The sequence below is a fragment of the Roseivirga sp. UBA838 genome (assembly GCF_002296035.1).
In the GTDB taxonomy this organism is placed as follows: domain Bacteria; phylum Bacteroidota; class Bacteroidia; order Cytophagales; family Cyclobacteriaceae; genus Roseivirga; species Roseivirga thermotolerans.
Genome location: NZ_DBHC01000008.1, coordinates 15,397 through 30,394 on the forward strand (window position 1 = coordinate 15,397; position 14,998 = coordinate 30,394).

A 14,998-nucleotide genomic window follows, 5' to 3' on the forward strand; every position below is an offset into this window, starting at 1 on the left:
AAAAAAGGGATTAGAATATAATTTTCAGAAACAGAGCAACTTTAACCGATAATCCTAAATTATGTAGAAAAAGTATCGATTCATTCGGACACTAATATCAAGAACCAAATAATCTAGATACTACCAAGCCTTCTTTCTAACGACAATAACCTCTCGCTTGAGTCTCTGCCAACTTTCAGACTGCCTAGCAATTGCCGCGCGGCTTCTGATTTTTCAAGGAAAATATATCCCTCTAAAGCATCTAACAGGACTGATTCAGGCATTTCATGCAGTTTCTTCCCAGGCTCCAACAAAAGAATAATTGACTCAATACTCTTGAGTTGATTGGACAAGAGATAGTCTTTGGGTTTCTGACTAAGCAACTCTTTGGTCAACTCTGCCGCCAGATAGAACTGATCGTTGGCTATAGCGTTTTTCTGCCGTAGGGTGGTAATTCTTACAGACTGTAATTGCTTTGGCATGGCAGACAGAAGCTGTTCAACTTTTTCGAACTGCCCCAAACGGAGGTAGGCTTCTCCTGTTAAAAGGTAAGGTTCTTCTCTATGAGGCGAATCCTGAAGCATTACTCTTGCCGTTTGCAGGGCCTGGTACGGAGTACTCCCCAACTGGGAATAATAGCTATCGAGTAAAACCTGGTCCCATGAAATAGCTCCTGAAAAAACCTGAGCTGCTCTTGAGCCGGGGTCTATGCGCTGTGACTCATCACCTCTGTTAAATGGCCAGTCGAGCAATAGTTGACTTATCAGTATTTCGGCATAAAGACTATCGGCCGGAGCAATGGCATATTGAAAGCCACCTCCTTGAGAGGGAAATAGCCCCCATTGTTCGGCAATTGTTTGAGCAACCGCAGTAAAAGCTCTATCGGCCATCAGCCGTTGCCCCTTTAAATTGGGATGCACATGTTCATGCATCAATTCACCACCAATTAATCGGTCAGGACTGTATTGTTCAAAAGCATCTTTTATGTCAATCAAACGCGCTTCATACTTATCGCTGAGTTGAATAATAAGGGAGTCGATACCTGATGGAGCTCTAAACTTTAGCAAGTCCATATCTTTAGCCTTGTTGAATAAGGAAACCGCCTCCTCGAGTTCACCATTCCTTCTTTTCTCTAAACCATCATTGTATAAAGTCAGGGCACTCTCACTACCGTTTTCCGAAAGAAACGGGCTAAAATCTGCCAGGTTTGACACCAACGTGGAGAGCCCCACGCTAACTCCCGCCCTGCGATACTTATTGAGCAACCTCGACAAATTAAACTCATACTGTTTCAACCCTTTTACATAAAGGTCCGACCCGTAGGGGATAGCATCTTCTCTGATCATTCTGGCCATGAGCGTATGGGACCTTGAATTGGGCAAGTTAGCCTTCGCCCTTATGCTCTGGGTTAGCTTACTAAGCAACTGTACAATTCTGTACTTCTTTAAACTGAGATAGGTATTTACCAACCGCGGAGAACTACCCTTTGACTGGGTAGAAGCTACTCCAAGGGCTCCATAATACTCATTGTGGCCGCCATAAATAATGACCATATCGGGCTGAGCATTGATAATCTCATTGGCCATGTCAAGCATAGCATAACTATTCGTAGCTACTAGACTGGTGTTAATGACTTCTACATTAAGCGTGGGGTACTGTGCTTGCAGTCTTTGCTCCAAGAGCTTTGGAAATGAGGCATTGTGATACGGAAAGCCTGCAGAGGATGAGGCTCCCTGAACGAAAACCCTGAACGTAGAGTCTCCTTTAGCCTTTTCCATAACCTCGTATTGTGGGGCGGTTGCAAACGCCTGGTCACTAAAGTAACGCTCTGCAAATCTTGGGTTAAGCGTCCAATATCCACTATCAAATTTGTCTGTTACAAAGAGCGGCTGAGGAGATTCTCCATAACCAAACATTCTGAGTAAAAGCTCCAACGCAATTAACAGAATGATAGGAGTAAGGAGAGTAATAGCATAGAAAACTATTCTTTTCATAAAAAAAGCCCTTTACCATACTTAAACAATGGCAAAGGGCTTTTGTCAATTCTATGACTCAATTATTTTATCACCGGATTGCCGGGCCCTTGCAGCCCAACCTCTTTGATAAATTCAAAGTCTCTCAGGTAATATAAACTATTTTCATTTGAAAACTTGAGCTGCCGAACGGCTTCTTCCATTTCAGGCTTAGTGGCAAAAAAGTGAATTAGCTTGCTCGTATTAGGGTTCTTTAACCTCATGGCTTTAGCTCCTAGCTGTTCCTTGGCTACTCTTAGTAACAATTGTTTATTGGTTGCCTGCACAGCTGACAAATTACTAACCAACATTTTCTTTGATACAACCAACGAGTCAGTGTCAGTTAAAACTTGCAGTCCACTCTTGAGCTCAAAGTTGCCAAAAAAGTAAACCGTTGTATCTGCCGGGTTCTTAGTTTGTGCCTGGACAGCTACAGAAAGGCAGAATAAAACTGTAATAATTGAAAGTCTCATAGTTATATAGTTTAGTTAGCAGTCGTAAAATCATCAAATATCATTCCACTTTACGCACAGCGGCACCATATCCCTCACTGGTGCTCACCTTGATTTTCTTTCCATCATGCCTCATAAGGGTCATCTTACCACGTGACATGTCTAACGAGTGACCAGCAAACTTATATATCTGATTGCCTTGTTCATCGCTCTTCACTGCTAAATGTTTAAAAAGCTCAAATACCACCTGAGCATCGCCATAGGTAGAGAGAAACTCGTGCGATTCAGCACCGGGAATATAAATCTGCTGGAGAGTTGTTGGAAGGATATCAACGGTGTAGAATTCATTTTCCGGAATGGAGTCCTCCTTCAATGCCTCGTACGTGTCTAAGTGTTTAAAAGTAACACCATCAATAGAAATCCACTCATCTTTCTTAAGTGTATCATAATACTCTATCTCAACTGTTTCGGCTAGCACATACTTCACTTTATCTCCTCCAGAATTACAGCTCATAGCCAGGCTAATAGAAAAGATTAATAATACGGCCAATCTTATTTTAGTCATCATCAATAAATGGATTAAAGGGAAATAAAAAAGCCCCGGTAAACCGGGGCTTAAAATTATCTAAATATGGTCTTATACACCACCAAAAGTGTACACATCAATACCAAGAATCTCAAGTTCTTGAGCAGGAACAGGCATTTGCTGAGGAGTTCCCGGCTGAAGCTGATACTGATCTACAGTAGTCATTCTTCTGAAGAACCAACCATTCAACGCGCCATCCCAGGTAAACTCTACCAAACGCTCATAGTAAAGTGCCTTAAGCATATCAGCATTAGACTCTAAACCAGTAAGAGCTGGAAGTTCACCATTATCTACTCTGGTGTTGTTGATATAAGCCGCAGCCTGCAACTTATCACCACCAGTTCTGATCAATGCTTCTGCTTTGATTAAGTTTTGCTCATTCAAAGTCAAGTGAGGCATAGGTCCTAAGAAAGCGGCCAAATAATCAGGATACTTTCTGAAATTGTAGCTTGAGAAGAAGTAATAACCTCTTGCTGACTGGAACTGCACACCTGTATTGTACTGATAGTACTTAGTGATTCTAGCATCTCTTGGATTGGTAATCTCAGGAAGAGTGCTAGTACCATCAGGCCATGGATATGGAGCTGTTGGATGATTAGGATCGTTGGTACTAGGACCACCGATACCACCTTCCATCATGTTGATCAATCGTTGTGAAACTCTAGACCATAGAGGGAACTGTCCTTGAATTAGAATTCTAGTCCACCAGAACTGACCATCACCAGCAGGTGAAATGTCTGCAGTAGTACCACCGTTAGCCAAAGTAAGAATTCTATTCCAATCGTTAGCAGCGGTTTCAGCACCAGATCTGGCTTTGTAAGCCAAAAGCTTAGCGGCATAGGCTCTACAGAACTGAGCAGCACCAGTGTTATCATAATTCAAACCGTTGATCGCAGTGTGAGTAGTTCCACTGTTTGCGGCAAACATAGTAGCAGCCTCAGTCAGCTTAGTCACAGCAGCTTCGATCACATCAGTGTAAGGACTCATCTCTAAAGCAGCAAGATCCTCAGCACTCAAAGACTCGTCAGCTATAAAGGCCTGGTCGAAAATAAGACCCAACCAACCTAGAGTAAGACCTTGAAGCATTTTGGCGTTAGCCACAGTTTGAGCTGTCAGGTCATTACCTTGATTATCCTGAATAGAGCCGTTAAACTCTGTTTCCAATACTCTTAACACTTCATTGGCCTGAGCCAGAGCGTTGTTAAGGTTATACCAAGGCGTTGTCATGAACGCTCGGTTGTTATAGGTCACGGTGTTTTGGATTGGGGCTCTTGGAATAGTACCCAAATCTTGCATACCCCAGTTACCCCAGCTTGAACTCAATGTTTGAGCCGCCACCGAAACAGGCATGTTAGGCGAGCTCAACTGAATTCCTTGCCACCAGGTAAGGAACGCACCGTCAATTACGCTAGGAAGAGAAGTTGCATCAGCATAAACTGCCCTACTATCGAGGTCATTTAAGTTCTCAACCTCCAAATCTTCACACGAAGTAAGAACGACAGCCAAGGCCACCATCATTACTCCTAATTTTTTGAACGTTTTTTTCATTGTTCTTTACTGTTTTTAATTATTAGAAAGTGAACGAAACTGAACCAGTAAATGTCCTTACAAGAGGGAAGTTGAAGTCATCAACTCTAGAGTTGAAGCCACCGGTAGCAGGATCGTATCCAGGGTACTTGCTAAGAAGCAACAAGTTTCTACCGATCAAGCTTACGTTCATTCTCTTGAACACATTATCCAATCCAATTTTAGCAAGTTGAGCCGAACCAAAATTGTAAGCAACAGAAAGCTCTCTTAGTCTCAGGTGCGTAGCATCTTCAACCCAGAAGTCAGTTGCTCTGTTTACGTTATAAATAGTCAACAAATAAGTGTTGTACTGTCTTTGTCCTTCAGGATACTGTCCTTGGCTAAACATTGGGTGTAACCTGTCTCTAGCCAACCACTGACCACCTTGGTAGTAAGTATCTCCACCGTTCTGGTATTCCCATGACATGAACACTGATAACCCTTTGTAGTTGAAGTTTGTTTGCATAGCCATGTTAAAGTTAGGCTGAGCATCACCAATCAACAAGTCATCTCTCTGCACACCAGACTCATCTGTAATATATACAGCAGCCTCGTTAGCAGTAAATTCGTTAGCAGCAACGATCAAGATACCATCTCTGTTTACCTTGAAGTCTGCAGGAGTCAAACCACCTGAAACGTTAGCCACTGTACCATCATCAAGAACGGTCAAATCACTTACAGAACGAGCAATTTTACGTCCGAACATGGTTGTTGGAGAGTTTCCTACATCCCAGATGTTCAATCCGGTAGGGAATCTTGGTCTGTCGAATTCAGTGATTTCCTGACGAGTTCTGTCAAAGATCAAGTTGAAATCAAGGTTCATGTCATTCTTCTGAATGGCAGTATAACCCAATGTGAATTCTATAGTGTTAGTTTCCAAGGTACCAGCGTTCTGCACCTGAGAGCTACGTCCGGTTGCAGCAGAAAGAGGTACAGAAAGAATCTGGTTTCTGTTGTCCTGCTTAGAATAAGAAGCAGCGGCAGTAAATCTGTCAAGGAACTCAACGTTCAAACCAATTTCAATCTCATCTGTAATACCAGGACCGATAAGTGGGTTAGGTAAATTAGTAGGGTTATTTACATTACCGTTGGTAACTGTGGCAATCTCGAATCTATCATCGAAGTTAGGAAGAGTACCTGCCTGACCCCATGATGCGTTAATCTTACCTTCCTGAACACCAGGGATATCCAAGTCCTCAGTGAATCTCCATCCACCTGAGAAACGAGCAAAAGTATTCCAACGGTTATCCTCACCAAACAATGAGCTACCGTCACGTCTTACCACGATATCGAAAAGGTACTTATCAAGGTAGTCACCACCTACTGAGAATGAGAAACTGTTCGATACGATAAGATCTTGATCGAATGAGTCACCATTTAGGTAAGGGATACCATCATTTGGAGAAAGAGTTACGTTATCAATATCATCGAAACCAGGGATACCAAGGTTTGAACCACTAATATTGAATCCAGTACCACCTCTTTGCTCATACAAGAAGAAGGCGTTTGATCGGATATTCCAGTCACCTAACTTCTTAGCATATGTCAACTTAATAGATGTGTTGATTGCTTGGTAGTCATCAAATGAACGAGAAAGGTTACCTACACCTGGAACACCTTGGTTAGCTAGGTATCCAATGTCTTGATAGAATCTCGTTTTATCCATCCAAGTATCTAAACCGAACTGACCTTCTAATTGAAGACCTCTAATGATTTCGTACTTCAATGCAGCAGAACCAACAAATCTTCTTCTAACAAACTCATTTCTCTGATTTGCCAACTGATAGAATGGGTTAAATTCTGACGTTGGAGAGAAACGGTTAGCATTGTAGTTGTAAGGAGAACCATCCTCTTCGTTAGGAGCGAAAAGATCAGCACTTGGATCCATCATGGTCAAAGTTCTGATGTTTCTTGGACGGTTGTCATTTTTCTGATGGATGAACTTCATACTGGTAGACAAAGTGAGTTTGTCTCCCAAGTATTGGTCAGCATTAAAGGCAATGTTGTAACGCTGGCTACCATCGTGTAGTTTAATACCACCAGTTTGGTCTTGGTACTCAGCAGAAACCACCATGTTTCCTGAAGTTCCTCTTGTACTCAATCTTGCATACTGAGTAAGGAAAGTTGAACCCTGGAAGAAATCTTTAATATGATCTCTGTAGCTAGGGAACTCCCCATCAGAGATACCACTTGGATCGTCAACAGCAGTACCAGTGTTATCCAAAAGGAAATCACCAGTAGCCGGGTCAATCTGGAATGGGTGATTAACCGCTTTCTCAGGAGATCTTGAGTTGTAAGCGTTTTGGTTACCCACCTCAGTTCTTACAAATACTTCAGTAGTTCCTACTTCAAGGTTTCTACCTCTTTTAGTAGTAATGGCAATTACACCATTAGCAGCACGTGAACCATAAAGAGTAGCCGCAGAAGCACCTTTCAATACTTCGAAACGCTCCACATCCTGTAGGTTAATGTTTGCCAAAGATCCTTCAACGAATACACCATCTAATACGATAAGTGGTGAACTTCCTCTGGCAAGAGAGGTGTTACCTCTAATCTGAATAGCTGGTCCTCCACCAGGTACGTTACTTGGCTGAACCCTTACACCAGCAATTTTACCTGCAAGTGCAGATCCAACGTCAGTAGCAGGTACTTGCTGGAATACTTTCTCGTTAACAGAACTTACTGTGAAAGGAAGTTTTTTAGCCGGAGTAGCTGCCGCCACACCAGTTACAACAACCTCTCCCAGGTTAGCCACGTCAGGAGATAGAGGCACGTTGATCACAGATCTGTCCCCTACTACCACTTCCTGAGTCACATAGCCCAAGAATCTGAATACTAAAACAGCATCCGGACCTGGCACCTCAATGCGATACTCTCCGTTGGCTTCAGTAGGTACACCTGTGGTCGTACCCTTCAACAAGATAGTCACACCAGGCAATGGAAGACCATCGTCTGAACCAGTAACTTTACCGGTAACTATCCTGCTCTGTGCAAATGCTGAGGTGGTTAAAACCATCAGCACCAACGAGAAACAAGTCAGTAAAATTCTCTTCATTTTGCTTTCGTTTTTAGTTTAATAGTTGATTAAAAAGTTTGTTTAGAAAGTCAAACATAAAATAAAATGTCATCAATTAATAATAATGACGAAACAAAATGGGGAGTCTGAGCAGCATGAAAATGTGCTCTATTTTTGGCTAAACGGCACTTTTGAGGTCAATCAAAAAATTTTATTCCGATGAGTAAGGGTCTTTATAGGCTAAGGTAGCGTTAACAAAAATTAACTTTTGGTTGACAATAGTGTGTTAGATTTTTATTAAAAATTAAAGATCAATTTGAAACATTATGCTTTCGAAAAAAATAAATATTCTGAATAGTTTTTCATTTACAACAATTAGCAATTCTCAACTATAATTTCTCCTGACCTGAATACCCCCAGATGGCTTGTTTTGAAAATAAACAATTATGGCAAATAATATTTGGCGGCATTTTTTTAAAAAAAATTGAGGAATGAACGACATTTTTTTTGCCGTAAACCTCATATCCTTCTACTAAAAAAGGGAGCCGATAGCTCCCTTTTACATATTAAGTAATTCAGCTCCTATTTAGTTAATGAAGGGGTTGTTCTGAATTTCCGCCTGAGGTATTTCAAAGGTCAGTCGGTCATCATCATAAGGAATAGGCTCACCAACGAAAGAGAGGTGATTAGAGCCCCTTACTATAGTAGCCTGATTTCTCTTCATGGCCAAGTATGACTTACCTTCAGCAAAGAACTCGATTCTGGTCTGCAGATAAATCTCATCAATCAAGGCCTGACCAGTAAGCAGATCTACATAAGCATAATCCAATGGGTCTGTAAAACGCTCAGCCAAAAGAGCCTTCAGAGAGTTTCTTGCCGTAATCAAATCACCGGTTTTCGCTGCGGCCTCTGCATTTAACAAGTACATCTCTGCCACTCTCATATAGATATAGTCTGTGGTTACTGTTCTCTGTCCACCGGTTACACGTGCCGGGTCATAGAACTTATTCTGTGCAACCAGATGGTAGCTGCTGTTAGGGTTGTTCAAAAACTGTCCCTTTCTCACATCATTTGCCGGAATCTGATCGAACAGACCTTGATCCAAAGCTTTTCTATCACCTGCCCATTGATAGCTATAAGTGTAGCGGTCCATCTGACCCCACCACGACACAAGGTTGATACCATTGTCGGTGGTAATATCTACACCCCACATCCAACCCGGAGTATTCACATCATTGAATCCACCAAGAACTTCAGTGGCATCCATGATAGGATAGGTACCTGAGTTAATGACATCAGCTGTAAGGGTTTTCACTTCAGCATAGTTGCCCAATGCTGCATGAACGTAAGCTAAGATACCCTGTGCCACACTTTTATCGATTTGTGTTTTGGCGCTACGGTTGAATCCGTCCAAAAGCGAAATAGCGTCTGTCAGGTCATCTACAATAAGATTGTAAACCTCCTGAGCAGTGCTCTTAGGCTGGTTAGGCAAACTTGGATCATCGTAAATCGGCAGTATTTCTTCAGAAAGATCGAGGCCTTCCTGGAAGAACTGAGCCAGATAGAAATACGAATGAGCTCTCATAGCCTTCGCCTGACCCATGATATAGCGGTTTTCGGCAATTTCGGGAGTAGCATCGTTACCACCCAAGGCGTCAATTACCAAATTGGCCGAACGAATGAGTCGGAAGTAGTATCTCCAAACCTGATAGTTATCATTGAACGTAAAGTCCTGTGTGGCCTGGAATTCCGTAATAGTTCTATACCAACCGTAGGTACTTACAGTGAGCGCAAGGTCTCCAGACAGCATATCGCTGAAGATGTCATATCCTTTTTGCCCAAAATCGTCATGTCCACCGGTTCCTCCTGTGAACGCCTGAAACATGAGCGTGTAAATACCGCTCATACTACCGGCAATAACCTCAGGGTTATTGGCCGCAGCCTCCGCAACCTGCTCTGCCGTTAGGAACTCAGATGGTTGCACTTCAAGGTAGTCTTCGCTACAACCCAGCATGCTGAGCATAGCAAAGCCACATAGAATAGAATATATTTTATTTCTCATGTTCTTCATTGTTTTAGAATCTAACCCTCAAACCAAGAGTGAACGTTGTTAATGGGTCGTATCTGTAAATACTAGAAGCACCAGTTTCTGAAGTTGAAGGGTTAAAGCCTTCTCTGGCGCTGAGCAAGAACAGGTTATCGGCAGAACCAGAAACACTAACTGCTTTCAATCCTGTACCGTTCAACCAAGCCTGAGGCAAGTTGTAACCAACTCTAATATTATTTAAAGACAAGAAGTTGGTAGATGTAATGAATCGAGAAGACTGGCTGTTTACGTTTGTGTCGAAGTTATCCGAGAGTCTTGGCACATTGGTTACATCGCCAGCCTGTTGCCATCTGTCTCTGATATCCACATGCCAGTTTTGGTTACCCGCTTGAGGGTTCCCCATTAGGTTGGCATAGGCTCCGTCATACGCATGACCACCAAGGCTATATATAAACTGAGCACTCAAGTCTATTCCTTTGTAACTTGCTGCCAGTCTGAAAGCACCACTCACAACCGGAATTGGCGATTTGTCGAGGAATTTCTGAGTCGCATCGGAGTAAGATTTTGTTGTAGTCTTCTGAACATTAGCGTCAGGGTTTTCTACCAGATACTCATATAGGGAAGCGATCTCTTCACCACTATCATAGATACCATCATTGTTGGCATCGTCATAATAGAGGTTCCACATGGCTCTACCATCTTGTGGGTCTACACCAGCCCACTCTCTCATGTAGAAATCGAAGAGAGATCGACCTGCGGTTCTACCGTAAGCACCATTGATGTCGAGTACCTTTTCTTTACCCGTGGCCGGGTCAATAGGCATTTTAGTAAGCTCATTACCCAGGAACGATCCATTTACGGTAAAGTCCAGTTTAAAGTCGCTCTTATTAAAGATGTGAGTAGTCAGGTCAAACTCCAATCCTGAGTTTCTCAAACGTCCATCGTTAACAGTTTCTGTAGCATAACCTACAGATGGTCCCACGTTTCTGTTGAAAATCAGGTTGGTCGTATTCTTAATATAGTAATCGATAGAACCGTCCAACACTCTACCAATGGTAAACTCGGCTCCTACCTGATATAGATTGGCTGTCTCCCATGTAAGGTTAGGGAAACCAATGTTTCTTTCAGAAATTGAAATAGCACCATTCAGGTTGTCTACATTAAAGGTGTTGTATCCTGGATACAGACCTACACCTGCCTGATCACCACTCACTCCGTAGCTGGCCTTCAGTTTAAAGAAGTCAACAAATGGCAGAGCATCCTGGAAGAAGTTCTCTTCAGACATAATCCAGGAAGCACCTACAGAACCAAAGGTATCCCACTTGTTATTCACGAATCGGGAAGAACCATCGCGTCTTAGTGAGGCACTAAAGAAATACTTCTCTTTATAGTTGTAGTTGGCTTGGCCAAAGTAAGACTCCAAGCGGCTGCTGTTCTTAAAGGATGTTGGAGGCGAAGAAACAATAATGTAGTTATTGAACTCTGCCAGGTAAGGTAAAACAGCCTTCTCTTTGCTTTGCGAAGCAAATGTTTGGTCGAAGCTATTTGTTTCATGAGCGGCCAGAACTTCAATCGAATGATTTCCAAAGCTCTTCTCATATCGAGCCAAATTCAGGAAGTTTTGAACAAAAAGCTCAGTATCTGTTCTAAACAATGAACCTCCCTGAGATGCTCCAGAACCATAGAATGGGTTTCTCAATGAGGTAGCTCTGTTATTGTAGTATTGAGCACCAAACTTAGACTGGAAAGAAAGCTCCGGTGTTATTTGAGCATCAAAAGTAAAGTTGGCGTTCAACTCATGTCTCTTGCTTCCATTTCTGTCAAAATGCGCATCGGCAATAGAGTTAGTAAGCGCACCAAAACCTCTACCGGAATCACCATAATCATACTGATTGCCTCCAAAGATTGGGTCTTGCACAATATTGCCCTCTGAATCCCTTAGAAACAGTGGATAAATTGGAGGAAGATTATCTACGAACCAGAAGATGCTTCCTGAGTTACTCGATTGACCGTTGGTTTGGTTTTCGGAAAGGGCATAACCAATGTTTACGGAACCTGACAACCACTCTTTTACATTGTGGGTAAGGTTGAGTCGGGTTGAGTAACGCTCGTAGTCCGAATTAACAATATACCCCACATCATTCAAGTAACCGAAAGAAGTAAAGTACTTGGTGTCTTCGCTACCACCACTCAATCGAATGTTTGCCTCGTTTCTTGACGAGTTCTGGAAACCATAGTCTTCCCAGTTTTCCGGGTTGTATCTACGGGTTACTCCAGGTCTCACTGTTCTGGTGTTAGGGTCGATAAGTTCACCTCCATTGGCCACATTCCACATGTTATAGAATGGAGCAATACCTCCACCTGAGAACAAGCGTGCATTAGCATATGCCTCAGGATCGGGCTCACCGGTAGCCACACCTCTGTTGTACAAACTCTCCCAGGTAAGGGCAATGTATTCCTCAGGAGACTTGATGGTTTGTTGACGCGGCAACAGGCTCATGTTAACTCCAGACTTCAGGTCGATTTCTATAGAGTTGTTAGAAGCCGAACCGCTTTTAGTGGTGATCAAGATAACACCGTTAGCACCTCTGGCACCATAAATGGCAGTAGCCGTAGCATCTTTCAACACGGTAGTCGATGCGATATCGGCTGGGTTGATAGAGTTAATGCTTCCTGAAAATGGAACACCGTCTACTACATACAGTGGATCTCTGTTTCCGTTAACCGAGCCAAAACCTCTAATACGAATAGTAGAAGCTGTTCCTGGCTGACCAGAAGTATTGATTACCGTAACACCAGCCACCTCACCGGCAAGAGCCTGTGATACGTTGGAGAAGTTTTTGGACTCAATATCCTCTTGTTTCACCGTCTTGGCCGTACCGGTGAAAGACTTCTTTGTAGACTCACCGTAACCGGTTACCACTACCTCTCCAAGAGATACGGCATCGGGCTCTAGTGAAACATTAATAGTTGTTTGATTACCTACAGTGACTTCCTTGGTGATGTACCCTAGGAATCTGTATACCAAGACAGTTTCCGCGCTGGGAACTTCCAGGCGGTAATTACCCTCAAAATCGGTAGTAGTACCGTTTGTGGTCCCTTTGATCATAATGGTCACTTGCGGTAGCGCAAGACCATCATCTGCTCCCGTTACTGTTCCCGTTACCGTTCTGGATTGACCATAGGCCACACCAGAAAACAATAAGCACAGCAAGGAGACCAAAGACAATGAAATTCTCTTCATCCCTTGTTAGTTTAGTTTAATAATAAATAGTTTGTCTATGATTAAATTGAATTAATCCTATACAGTTACGAACAACTGAGAAAGAACTTACCCTAAAGCCACTAGGGTTTTATGGATAAAAATACTCATCCCCAAATGTTCAATTGGCGAATTTATAACTTTAAGCAGACAAAACAATATTATCGGGCTAAGAGAAAGATTTTTAAATGTACATACACAAATAAACACTTGGTAATCAGGCGGTTTATTTTCTAACCGTTCGTATAATAATTTCTACCCTACGGTTGTTTTGCTGGCTTTGAGGGTCTACTTCCGGGCTAATTGGGCGTTTTTTTCCAAATGAAGAAATGAAAACTCTATTATGGCCAATGCCATGGGCTTGCAACCAGGCGGCTACAGCCAATGCCCGTTTTTCAGAAAGCTGTTGATTATAGGCATGCCCTCCTATACTGTCTGTATGGCCCTGCACTTCTATATCTAATTCCGGGTGAGCTTTGAGCAGTTCCAGAACGCTCATCAATTGAGAACTTACACTTGGCTTTAACTCAAAACTATCGAAGTCGAAGAGTATGGGTTCGTTGAGCAGCGCCTGACCTACTGCGAAGGGTTCCATTCGAATGGTGGAGTCTGTAATGAACTCAGACCACTCCACCAGCTGGGTTCGATAACCGGTCTTTTTCGCTTTCACCTGGTTGGCCTTTTGCAATTCAAACACCCCATCTTCGGTTTCTAGCTCAATCAGGCCCGAGTTATTGAGAAGCTCTACTTTGGCTTGTAATGGACGTTCATCTCTTGCATCAATTACCCGACCAAACGCCCTTGGCGTCTCTACTTGGGGCAGCACATTTTCAGGAATTTTGAATCGCTTCAGCCTCAAACTACCGCTGGCATCGCTTGCACTAAAATAGGCCCATAAGTCGGCCGATACACAGTAGCCAACCTGATCGAAGGCATCGTTGATGGGGTACCCCAGGTTCTCCGGTACACTCCATTTTGCATCGGCCAGCCTCAACGTTTTAAATAAATCGTATCCTCCAAGTCCTACCCTCCCCTTGGTGGAGAATATAAGTGTTTGTCCATCGAGGTAGATAAATGGTGAACAGTCGTCTTCCGGAGTGTTGACATCTTCTCCTAAATTAACAGCCTGCTGCCACTCTCCATCTTCCTTTCTACTCATCCAAATATCTTGTTTGCCCATTCCTCCCGGGCGAAGACTCACAAAGTAGAGGGTTGCTCCATCGGCTGTAAGCGAGGGTTGAGAATCCCACTCGGGGCTGTTTACGCGTTCATTTAACAATTCAGGCGCTGACCATTGCTGCCCTTGTTTGTACGAAACGTATAAGTCGCAGCTACCTATATTGTCAGGCCTGTTACAACTGGTGAACACCAATGTTCTGCCATCGGCAGAAATAGATGCTGTACCCTCGTTCCTGTCTGTATTTATCTGATCTGATATGTTTGCGGGTTTGGTCCAGCCTCCTTCGGTCAACTGGCTAAAGAATATATTTTCGTCCCCTCGCCCATTATTGTCACGAGTAGTAAAAACCAATTGCCCATGTCTGGTAATGGATGGAAAATACTGCTGTTCGAAGGCATTAATGGGATGAGGAAGCTCTTCGAAAGTGAGCGGCATTGGGTCTGCCACTTGCTCTAGGGAAAACTGTATAGATGTTTTAAGAAACTCAACCTGCTCAGCCCCAACTCCATATACTTCATGACCCAACTGTGTTATATATAGCTGTGCCTGAGTATATTCTCCCAATTGATAGGCATAATTGGCCTGAAACAGCAAAAGTCTATTGAGGTAGGGTGCTTCTAGTTCCTCTCGTTTGGCAGCAATAAGTGCCACCGCCCTTTGAGGCTCATCTCTCTTCAGTAAAACCTCATGCAGCAATACGATCGCTTCATCAAAACCAGGATCCTTGTTGAGTACCTCGTTCAGAATTTCTGCCGATTTAAAAAGGTTACCTATACGAACCAGTTCTTCGGCCTGTTGGTACTGTTCAACGAGTTTTTTTTTCTTGGTGTGGTAGTCGATTTGCCCCCAACACAAAGTGGAGCATAACAGAAATGAAATAATAACGGCTTTTTTCAAC

Annotated in this window: 8 protein-coding genes; all 8 read right to left on the reverse strand. The window is 43.0% G+C overall.

Annotated features, from left to right (window positions below):
* Nucleotides 1-113: 113 nt before the first annotated feature.
* On the reverse strand, nucleotides 114-1,973 hold the full coding sequence (locus B3O12_RS02000; protein ID WP_286755099.1) for an SGNH/GDSL hydrolase family protein: 1,860 nt from the start codon (nucleotides 1,971-1,973) through the stop codon (nucleotides 114-116).
* Between the two features lie 62 nt (nucleotides 1,974-2,035).
* Nucleotides 2,036-2,464, reverse strand: a complete 429-nt coding sequence (locus B3O12_RS02005) for a hypothetical protein (protein WP_286755100.1) — start codon at nucleotides 2,462-2,464, stop codon at nucleotides 2,036-2,038.
* Between the two features lie 40 nt (nucleotides 2,465-2,504).
* Nucleotides 2,505-3,011, reverse strand: coding sequence for a hypothetical protein (locus B3O12_RS02010; RefSeq protein ID WP_286755101.1), 507 nt, complete (start codon nucleotides 3,009-3,011; stop codon nucleotides 2,505-2,507).
* 69 nt (nucleotides 3,012-3,080) lie between these two features.
* A complete protein-coding gene (locus B3O12_RS02015) occupies nucleotides 3,081-4,577 on the reverse strand; it encodes a hypothetical protein (RefSeq protein ID WP_286755102.1) in 1,497 nt (498 codons plus the stop codon).
* A 22-nt stretch (nucleotides 4,578-4,599) separates the two neighbouring features.
* Complete coding sequence (locus tag B3O12_RS02020; RefSeq protein ID WP_286755104.1) at nucleotides 4,600-7,650, reverse strand: SusC/RagA family TonB-linked outer membrane protein; 3,051 nt, start codon at nucleotides 7,648-7,650, stop codon at nucleotides 4,600-4,602.
* 547 nt (nucleotides 7,651-8,197) lie between these two features.
* Nucleotides 8,198-9,673, reverse strand: a complete 1,476-nt coding sequence (locus B3O12_RS02025) for a RagB/SusD family nutrient uptake outer membrane protein (protein WP_286755106.1) — start codon at nucleotides 9,671-9,673, stop codon at nucleotides 8,198-8,200.
* A gap of 13 nt (nucleotides 9,674-9,686) precedes the next feature.
* The gene (locus B3O12_RS02030; protein ID WP_189631459.1) at nucleotides 9,687-12,902 is read right to left on the reverse strand and encodes a SusC/RagA family TonB-linked outer membrane protein; all 3,216 of its coding nucleotides are present in this window, start codon (nucleotides 12,900-12,902) and stop codon (nucleotides 9,687-9,689) included.
* 244 nt (nucleotides 12,903-13,146) lie between these two features.
* Nucleotides 13,147-14,997 carry an OmpA family protein gene (locus B3O12_RS02035; protein ID WP_286755108.1) on the reverse strand — a complete coding sequence of 617 codons (1,851 nt, stop codon included), beginning with the start codon at nucleotides 14,995-14,997 and terminating at the stop codon, nucleotides 13,147-13,149.
* Nucleotide 14,998 lies beyond the last annotated feature (1 nt).

Excerpts from the sequence above, each read along its gene's own strand:
- B3O12_RS02010 (WP_286755101.1), bottom strand. The coding sequence starts at position 3,011 with ATGATGACTAAAATAAGATTGGCCGTATTATTAATCTTTTCTATTAGC.
- B3O12_RS02005 (WP_286755100.1), bottom strand. The coding sequence starts at position 2,464 with ATGAGACTTTCAATTATTACAGTTTTATTCTGCCTTTCTGTAGCTGTC.
- B3O12_RS02000 (WP_286755099.1), bottom strand. The coding sequence starts at position 1,973 with ATGAAAAGAATAGTTTTCTATGCTATTACTCTCCTTACTCCTATCATT.
- B3O12_RS02020 (WP_286755104.1), bottom strand. The coding sequence starts at position 7,650 with ATGAAGAGAATTTTACTGACTTGTTTCTCGTTGGTGCTGATGGTTTTA.
- B3O12_RS02030 (WP_189631459.1), bottom strand. The coding sequence starts at position 12,902 with ATGAAGAGAATTTCATTGTCTTTGGTCTCCTTGCTGTGCTTATTGTTT.
- B3O12_RS02025 (WP_286755106.1), bottom strand. The coding sequence starts at position 9,673 with ATGAGAAATAAAATATATTCTATTCTATGTGGCTTTGCTATGCTCAGC.
- B3O12_RS02015 (WP_286755102.1), bottom strand. The coding sequence starts at position 4,577 with ATGAAAAAAACGTTCAAAAAATTAGGAGTAATGATGGTGGCCTTGGCT.